Genomic DNA, 8284 nt, shown 5'->3' with positions numbered 1-8284 from the left:
TGAGCGATGGGCGGGCCCCAGTTGACAATAATGTCATCGAACGCGACATCCGCCCATTCTGTACAGGCAGGGCTTCGTGGCTGTTCAGTGAGACGGTTGTCGGCGCGAAGGCGAGCGCCATGATCTCCAGCCTTATGCTGACCTGCAGGGCCTGCAACGTCGAACCCTACGCCTATCTCGTGCACGTACTTACCGAATTACCGAAGCGTGCACCGGATGCCGACGCGACTGACCTCTTGCCGTTCAACTTCGCAAAGCTCACCGCCACCATCACTCCTCGAGCTTGATCTGCCCGACACATCTACCCTCGCGCACGTTTCCAACCTCGGTGTGCTAAATCGCGCGCTTACCTTCATGCGCGCAAGTGAGGATTGTCTCGTGGGCAATGTCGAGGGCGCCACAGAGCCTCATCTCTAGACCTGCTTCACCCCACTTTTGCACACGTGAATTTAAGTCTGAAGCAGCCAAATGATTCCCGTCCGGCCTGACTCGCGATGCCGGGTGGCTTTCGCGGCGACCATGACTGATATTGCCGTGGACTCTAACGGGAAGGCCGGCCTCCAGAGTGCCTCGCTGCGCGCCGGCCGTCAGCGCGGCGGCTTGTAGGTTGCCAACCATAGGGGTGGCGTCCGCCGTTAGGAACGTGACACCATGGCAACTGAACTCAACACGTTGAGGACGTCTGCTTCGTTCCAGAGACGCCGCACCCGCAGGTCCCTGATGACGCCGGTAGCGTCGATCAGCATCAGCTCGATTCGATGTCGGTTGACGGTGGTGGGCCCATAGCCAACGCCCAATCGCAGCGCGTCAACGACTGCAGCAAATGACCCAGTTGTTCGCAGTAGTTGGTAACGGTCTCCGAACGGCCAGTTTCGGTCTTCGCCATAGCGACGCAACCGAGGGGAAACATCGTAATCCGGGTCATAGCTGATCGCCGCAACGGTTGCGGTGCCGTTTGCCGGGGATGTCTGCAAGAGCTGGGACAGGGCCGCCAGCTTGCTGATCGTGCGCGAGCACTTGTTGGGGTTCATGCATCGCGTATAAAAGAATCCTATGACGGCCGGACGCCCCTCAAATATCTGACCGAACGTGGCCCGCGTCCCGTCCTGGTTCTCCAATTCAACGTTGTGCAGCAACGCGATGGAACTGACAAGAGGCTGCGAATCGGCCGACGAGCAGTGCTCCCGCGAGCATTCGTGAGCCCGCGGCGCGGCAACTATCGAGGGCTCAGCTCGCGCCGCTCCTGCGCAGCAATCTGACGTGGCACTGGTTTGGTTTGCATCTTTGCCAATCGCGTCAAGGACATCTCGGAGCAGTGCTCTGGCACGCGAGGTCAAATGTCCACCGCTCTCGACATCTTTCCGGAGGGCCATCAATTCCGACCGGCCACCAATGCCAGTAGAAGCCAAGGTTTCGACCAGTTCATCGACCGCAGTCGTATAACCCCCAGTCGATGGCGGTGGGTAGGCGTCAAACTGAACGAACTGGTCAACGTGCCGAATGCGGTCGATCGCCGCCATCAGGAGCCGGGGCATCTCTGGAGGCAGATGGTAGACCCCACGAGCGACACGAGCGGCTGCGGCCAAGGCATGCGGATTCAGGCCCGTTTCGAGTTCCTCGAGAACATAGGGCAGCAACACATCGGACATGCCTGCCGATCCTATGCGCACCATCACATGGGCGCGAAGCAGTTCGACCTCGGTCGCACCTCTGCCGCGGTAGATCGCAGCATCCTCTCGCAGCAGCGGGAGCACGTCGTCGGGACATCCGTAGCACGTCGCATGCAAGCCGATTCCCTGCAATACGCTTGCGACCTGGTCCTCCGGCATGGCGGGAATGCTTTTCATTTGAGCCTTGTCAGGTAGGACAGCGCCGGCACCAAACCGTTCTCAGGGCGTCGAGACAGCGCCATGGGCGAACAAACGTTATGGACGTCGACGGCTCCTGCTCTTCTTGGCCGGAGGCTGCCTCGGTGAAGATGGCAATGCGGAAAGCGAAACTGTAGCGCGCTGAAGCGCGCCCCCTACTGTGGCCTTGATGTCGCGGAAATCGCTACTGTCGTTAAGTATGTCCCGTGCACCTTGCTCAAACATTTGCGGGTCGAGGGCGCGCAAGGCGACAGCACTTGCCCGCCGCACCTGCCGAAACTCCTTCTTATCCCGCATCACCGCGTCGAGCAAGGATTTCGCGGCGGGGGCCGCACCGAGCACACGCACGGCCTGCTCGCGGACAGGCACGTCAGCGCTCTCCTTCAACAAATCGCGCGCGATGTCGTGAGCAGAGCCATGGTCGTCACGCGCGAGAAAACCGAGTGCCACGGCCGGAGCCACCAGTGTCTCACCCAAGCCACGCAAGCCTTCTGTCAACTTTTGGCGCGCGAAGTCGTCCTTTTGGTTGCTCAGTGCGTCCAGCGCCATGCGGCGCAGCTCACCGTCTGCGTCGGTCGCCAAGCGCCGCAGCACATCTAGGTATTTCGCGTGCAGCGGTGCAAACTGTGGCGTGAGGAAAGAGGCTGCCTGCGCAATCTGGAGCGCCCCTCTCCGGTCGGCAGGATCCAGAGAAGTGTCGACAATACGCTCGAGCGCCTGAACCCAATTCGCTTCGGGATTGCTGTCTACGGGCGCAGCAGTCGCCTGAGCCTTAGGTTCATTACGGGTCCGGAGCTGCGATTCAATCTGCTGTCGGTATGCTTTGACGTTCACAATGCCGATCCTCAAGGACGAAGTTCGAACGGGACATCATCGTAATCGAAACCGAGCGCTGCGCCCCCGTGAACGCCCTGGTAGTCGATCATATCTCTCACCGTCGGCTGAGCTCCTGGACGGGCCGTGATCGGCGACGACGCAAATGACCCACGCGGCGGTACAAACGTGGGTCTCGGCGGTGTTGTAGAACCGTTCCAGGGCCACATTGTGTCGTCCAGCTTGTGCCCAATGTTGTTCGGGGGCCGGACCGGTCCGCTCAAATGGTAGGTATCTGGGTCATTCGGGTCCGTGCGCCTGTTGAGCCACTGCCAAAAAGCCCATAGGCGGTCGACATTGGCATGGAGCAGGAAAAATAGCGGATCCTTCGCAGCAGTCGGCACACTGTTAACCGGCCCGTCGAAACTGGTATGGGCATTGCCATGGGGAGCGATCTCCATCATGCGAAACCCTCGATAACGGCCACTTCCGAGCGCTAGCGTTGCCGCCTGATCGATCACAAAAGGCTGTCCTCCAACCGATTGAGGCGGGGCGACAGCTATATCATACCGGGGTCGCCGCTCGATCGGGTCATGGGTTGGGTCCGTCTTCCAAAATTCGAGCGCATGTCCGTGGGGGAACTGAATCACATCGCCCTGTGCCGGGTCCGCCGACGGCATGCCAAAAAACTCTGGCGCGAACAAACCCGGGGCAGGCTCATCAAACCGCCAATACGGCAGTGCGACGGCGGGATCGATGGCCTGTAGCGATCGTTCGAGATCGAGCAGGTAGGCGCGGTGCCACGGCGGGAAGCCCGGGTAGCCGTGCGCCTCTGCCCGAGACGAGTCGACGTGTGTATCACGAAAGCTCTGGAACGGGCCCGCCCCGTCATCGTTGAGCTTACCGAGAGCGAGCAGGAACCGATCGCGTTCGGCGGGTGTTAGCTTCACCGCGTTCTTGCGGATGCGAACCATTAGTTCGCATCGTCCTACCACTCCACCCGCAGGCACGATAGCATCGATGGCAGCGTCGTCGGGGTCGGTGCTCGGGTGCTGGAAATCGCCAGCGACCTGGAACTCTACTTCGCTGCCGTCGGCCGGCAAGGTCAGGCGGAGTTCGGCCGTGCCCGCATCGCTGCGCTGCAGGTCGAACACCACACGACCGCCACCCGCTAAGCCGCCGTTGCGCAGTGTGATGTCGGCCGGACCAGGTGGACCATTAGCCTCGCTCAGGCGCGCGGTCGCCCTGACAGGGGCCCAGCCGATGAACGACCGCCCTTGTGGATCCGTGGCTTCTAGGTCGATCTCAACCTTCATTTCCCCTCCAAGCGGGCATAACGTGGCATTTATTACGGACATCCATTCCGCGCCCGAGGCAGAAAATATGGCACAAGCGGTGCGGCCAAGTCTGGAATTTACGAGCTGTTGTCACGGATCTTCGTATAGGGGCTACGTGTCGCGGGTTCGATGCCACGTATGATGGTGGAGGCGGTGCAGCCGGCTTGCCAGATGAGCGAGCAAATTGGCGGGCAAAGGCATCGAGCTGCTCCTAATCTTTTTTGACCGCAATAAAGGAAACAACGACACCTGCTTTGGCCTTACCTTCGCTATGGACAACCGTGCGAATCACCGCACCAACGATGGCGGGTCGCTGAGCGACACCGTCCGGTAGTGTGCGGACGAAGTACCCATGTAATCGTAGACCCACCCGTCAGTCTCGGCGCCCGGGATTCCCGTCGCTTGGAAGCGCACATCGAACAGCGATCCATATACGCAATAACCACGGATATCGAGACTATCAGTGCCGTCACCGATTTGGCCGGTCAATTTACCAGGTGCAGCGTCATCTAAAAGTAAACCTGCTTCCCGGAAGAGGATTTCTTCAAGCTTTGAAACGGCGTCCGGCTCACTAAGGAAACTACGATAACGCCAAACGCCAAAAAATGGATTTGCCCATTCGGCCACGCGAGCCTCCCTGTAAGGGACCGGGATTACCCAATGTTTTCTCGTCCACTAGATATGCTGAGGAGCGTCCATTGATTTCACAAGTGCGAGATGGTCAGCTATGTGCGGCCGCGCACAGTTCTTTCGATCTGATCCCCGGCCGCGCTGGCTTATGGATCAACACTATTGTGCGGTAAAGGACAAGAAATGCGCGTTCCGTACGTGGATGACTACAAGGAGATCGCCGATCCGCTGGTTGTTTCAATCACGTTACTCGGGCATCAGGGTTGGGCAGCGTATTCGTCCGAGGACGGGCTTGCAAAGGCGCAAGCGTCCGACGCACATGGTGTTTCTGGGCGTGTGGCTCGGCCAGGCGGACTGGCGCGAATTGTGTCGTCATTTAAGGATCCTGCCATGCTCGGTTCATCGCCACTGGCACCCCGTCCGTGCAGCTGGAGTGCCAGCCAAGGCTCGTCGACGAGGTTGTGTCGAAACCGGTCGGACTCGAGGGCCTAAAACAGCTGCCCGGCCGGGCAAAATCTCCTCACGCGTTGGCCGCTGGCGCGCCGGGCAGGCCGCCATATGTACTTCTATCTTCGGTGGGCCATCTGTGGACGTTGTCTCTCGCTTGTCCGAACGTCAGTCTGCACCCGATAACGGACCCGCGTGCAGACATGTCGCGGGCCTTGGGGGCCTTTATCAGTACCGTTTCGCCAAATTCGCAAGTTGCTTCGGCTTCGGCTGATCCGCCAGTGTTGTCTGCTGGATGATCCGGCTCATGCGGTGCCGGCGCCGATAGTGAACCTGCTCCTGCGCCTGCATCGGCGCTACGACCAACTGAGCAACGAAATCGTTGAACGCGAAACCGAACTCAGACGTCAACTGGCTGAGAACGAAACCGGCCAGCGGTTGCTTACCATTTCGGGAATCGGCGAGATGAGCGCGAGCAGTCTGCTTGCGATGGCCGGTGACGCGCATGGATTCAAATATGGCCGTGACTTCGCCGCATCGCTGGGCCTGGTGCCACGACAGCATTCGACCGGGGGCCGGGTGACGCTGCTGGGCATTTCCAAACGCGGTGACAGGCGCAACAATGCGCTCGGCGTATGGGTGCAGGCCCTGCTGCGACGGCGTCACACCAATATCGTCGCCTGCGCGCTGGCCAACAAAATGGCCAGAATGGTGTGGGCGATCCTGGCCAAGGGTGGCGAGTATCGCGCAGATCCGCGTCCCGCCTGATCAACACTTCCTGCCTGCTTTTTTTGCGACCATCAACCTGTGATGAAGATAAACGGCGCACGGCCCGGCTAAACACTGACACAAAATCCAGTCCTGCAGATTGATGGCTTTTAAGGACAGCCGGGTGCGGCTTTTTATCGAGGGCCGCGCGCTTCATCCGCGCCCATTTCGAGCCGGATACATTTGCGCAGGCCCTTCTATTTTAGGTCACACATTGAGGTTGCAAAACCAAGGCTGACCACACATTTTTTTTCGTTCGTTGGCATGCAGCTTCGGTGAAAGCTGGTGCGAAGTCGGGAGGTTTCCGCCGCAATACCCGGATGCCGGTGACTAAACTGGATTCATTCCCTGCGCTCTTGCGCATCGACCTCCAAACGGTTCCTCCCAAGGTCCGTTGATTTTTTCTCTCCACGCCATTCCACCCCGGATGGTTTCAAAAAAAAGCTGACGTTCGCGTCGGCCTTTTTCCTTTTTTCCCGATGGGAGCCTCCCATCAGGGTAGCTCCCGAATTTTTCAGGAGTTTCCCGTGTCCTCTACGCTCAAACATGCTTTCAGCAGTCTCGCCTGGTACACCAAGCAGGACGCTGAAGCTGGAAGATGCTTACGTTTCTGGTTGGCGTCGTAGCTCTAGCTGCCGCGATCGCATCGGCTGGCAACGTTCCGTTTTCGTTGCAATCCGTAGCGCCAGACCCGGCTGATGCCGGTCGAATTTCATATTTCACCCCGTGGGGAGCCTCCTTCCCACTGGGAGAGGGTCCCTCTTATTTCAGGAGCTTTTCTCATGTCTTCTAAAAAATCGACCTTTCAGGAGTTCTGTAGTCAGCGCTTCGATGATGGTGTCAATGCTTTGCCGGATTGCGGCAGGCGACTGAGCCAGCCGGTTACGCTCGGCGACTAGCATGGCGATCAGTTGACGACGGCGCGTGACCAGGGCCGCCAGGGCTTGCTGCTCTGCGGTCGGCAGCGGTTTGACGAACTTGTCGCGCTCCGGACTGCGTTCAATGACTTCGCCAAGCTGCGCGAGGATGCGTGCATCGATGCGGTCGGTCTTCGCCAGTTGTCCCATCGCTCGCGCAAAATCTCGAGCCTGTCAGGGATTGATGACCGCCACTGCGTGACCCGCGGCCTGCAATACGGCGGCGGCGGCCGTTTCAAGACCACCCGTGATACGGCGGCGGCGGCCGTTTCAAGACCACCCGTGGCTTCCATCACAACCAGTGCGACCCTATGTGTCGCCAACTGCCCCAGTAACGTTTCGAAACCCTCGGAGTCGTTCGTCAGGCTCAGTGGTGGCGCATTCACGCCTATCGCTATGTCCAGCATGGCTTTCGCCACATCAATGCCAATCGTGACCGGCGTGGGAGTCGAATATGGCAGGCTCGTCATTTCCCATCCTTGCTTATGCGAATTAGATTCAGGCAACTGTTCGGGCTTTCGATGAGCGGCTCGGCTCGTGCGCCATGTGCTTCGGGACGGGCTTGCAAACCCTAGGGAGGAGATCAGGCTGCACGAGCTTTGCCAAACCGACATCAACAACAAAGATCAACGACAGGCTGTGGATTTGTGGACGATGCGCCTTCGGCGCACCGGCGAGCTTACCGCGGACAACGCTACACGTTGCCCACCGCGCTCACCTTCGCCCACAAGCTCCACAGCCTACTATCATGATGAAGAAAAATCATGAACTTCAAGATACAAGGGAGGGCGATGTCCATTCCATCTCGGTCGAGTACCGCCGATCACCCAACGCGAACGCAAATCTAAATGGCGCCTCAACGGGCACCCGATAGGGTGGGTGAGCGCCGTCTTCGACAGCGGCACGCAGTATCAGGTGACCGCACTTTCGCATGGTTGTGAATGTCGTCTCCCATAAGGCTCACTCTGGAAGTCCGTGTCGATACAAACATGCAACTAACCGTCTTGTACGTCTGCATCTTCCTCAACCGCAAACCTCGCCTCCAGCAAACGCAGGCGCAATCTCCACTGCGGCAGACCGACATGAAATTTCATTTTCGCCTGACCGGGCATCGCGGCGACGTCGCCTTTGCGATTACGCGGGAAGCGCCCGAGGTGCCATTCTGGTTGTCGCCAGACGCTGACCAGATCCGCTTGCTCAAGGCATTTGCGGACGGACGCCGCTGCATCATGCGGTCGCCGGAAGAAATCTTCGCCTGCGTCCGGGTGAACCAGTTCAGGCTCACCACCGACGCTGTCCAGGTCAGCCGGCAGGTGGTGGTGAGTTATGGCTGTCATCGGTCACTCGTCATCACCAGTCAATACGGTGTTTCTCGTCGGTCTCGCGGTGCCGGCGATCGTCGTCGACGTGAAGATACTGACTGGTCGTCGTCAGTGACGCATGCCCGAGGTTATCGCGCACGAGTCGCAGATCGACCTGATGGTCCGCCATGTGGGACCCGGCG

Annotated in this window: 8 protein-coding genes and 1 pseudogene; 2 read left to right on the top strand and 7 right to left on the bottom strand. The window is 59.3% G+C overall.

The annotated features are described in order from the left end of the window. On the top strand, positions 1-287 hold a 287-nt coding region (locus P0D96_RS46960; RefSeq protein WP_408321063.1), incomplete at its 5' end, for a transposase domain-containing protein. A gap of 348 nt (positions 288-635) precedes the next feature. Here P0D96_RS46960 and P0D96_RS46955 read toward each other — a convergent pair. From P0D96_RS46955 to P0D96_RS46940, 4 genes are all read right to left on the bottom strand, one after another. Further along, positions 636-1847 carry an SCO family protein gene (locus tag P0D96_RS46955; protein ID WP_408321061.1) on the bottom strand — a complete coding sequence of 404 codons (1212 nt, stop codon included), beginning with the start codon at positions 1845-1847 and terminating at the stop codon, positions 636-638. A gap of 78 nt (positions 1848-1925) precedes the next feature. Next, positions 1926-2702 carry a HEAT repeat domain-containing protein gene (locus tag P0D96_RS46950; RefSeq protein ID WP_408321059.1) on the bottom strand — a complete coding sequence of 259 codons (777 nt, stop codon included), beginning with the start codon at positions 2700-2702 and terminating at the stop codon, positions 1926-1928. An 11-nt stretch (positions 2703-2713) separates the two neighbouring features. Next, positions 2714-3997, bottom strand: a complete 1284-nt coding sequence (locus tag P0D96_RS46945) for a tyrosinase family protein (protein WP_408321058.1) — start codon at positions 3995-3997, stop codon at positions 2714-2716. Positions 3998-4306: 309 nt separating this feature from the next. After that, entirely contained in the window at positions 4307-4645 is a 339-nt protein-coding gene (locus P0D96_RS46940) for a hypothetical protein (RefSeq protein WP_408321056.1), read from the bottom strand. A gap of 777 nt (positions 4646-5422) precedes the next feature. Here P0D96_RS46940 and P0D96_RS46935 point away from each other — a divergent pair. Beyond that, complete coding sequence (locus P0D96_RS46935; RefSeq protein WP_408321054.1) at positions 5423-5863, top strand: transposase; 441 nt, start codon at positions 5423-5425, stop codon at positions 5861-5863. 803 nt (positions 5864-6666) lie between these two features. Here the strand turns inward: P0D96_RS46935 and P0D96_RS48795 are convergent. The 3 genes and pseudogenes from P0D96_RS48795 to P0D96_RS46920 all read right to left on the bottom strand — a co-directional run. Then, positions 6667-7250 (bottom strand): annotated as a pseudogene (locus P0D96_RS48795) (IS110 family transposase); the annotation flags it as partial. A 525-nt stretch (positions 7251-7775) separates the two neighbouring features. After that, positions 7776-8117 carry a hypothetical protein gene (locus tag P0D96_RS46925; RefSeq protein ID WP_408321050.1) on the bottom strand — a complete coding sequence of 114 codons (342 nt, stop codon included), beginning with the start codon at positions 8115-8117 and terminating at the stop codon, positions 7776-7778. A 13-nt stretch (positions 8118-8130) separates the two neighbouring features. Continuing rightward, positions 8131-8284, bottom strand: a 154-nt coding sequence (locus P0D96_RS46920; protein WP_408321065.1) for a tyrosine-type recombinase/integrase, incomplete at its 5' end; no start/stop codon positions are given.

Origin of the sequence: Paraburkholderia sp. RL17-347-BIC-D (assembly GCF_046027915.1) — a bacterium.
In the GTDB taxonomy this organism is placed as follows: Bacteria; Pseudomonadota; Gammaproteobacteria; order Burkholderiales; family Burkholderiaceae; genus Paraburkholderia.
Note: the sequence above shows the minus strand (reverse complement) of the source record. Positions and strands in the feature narration are given on the sequence as shown.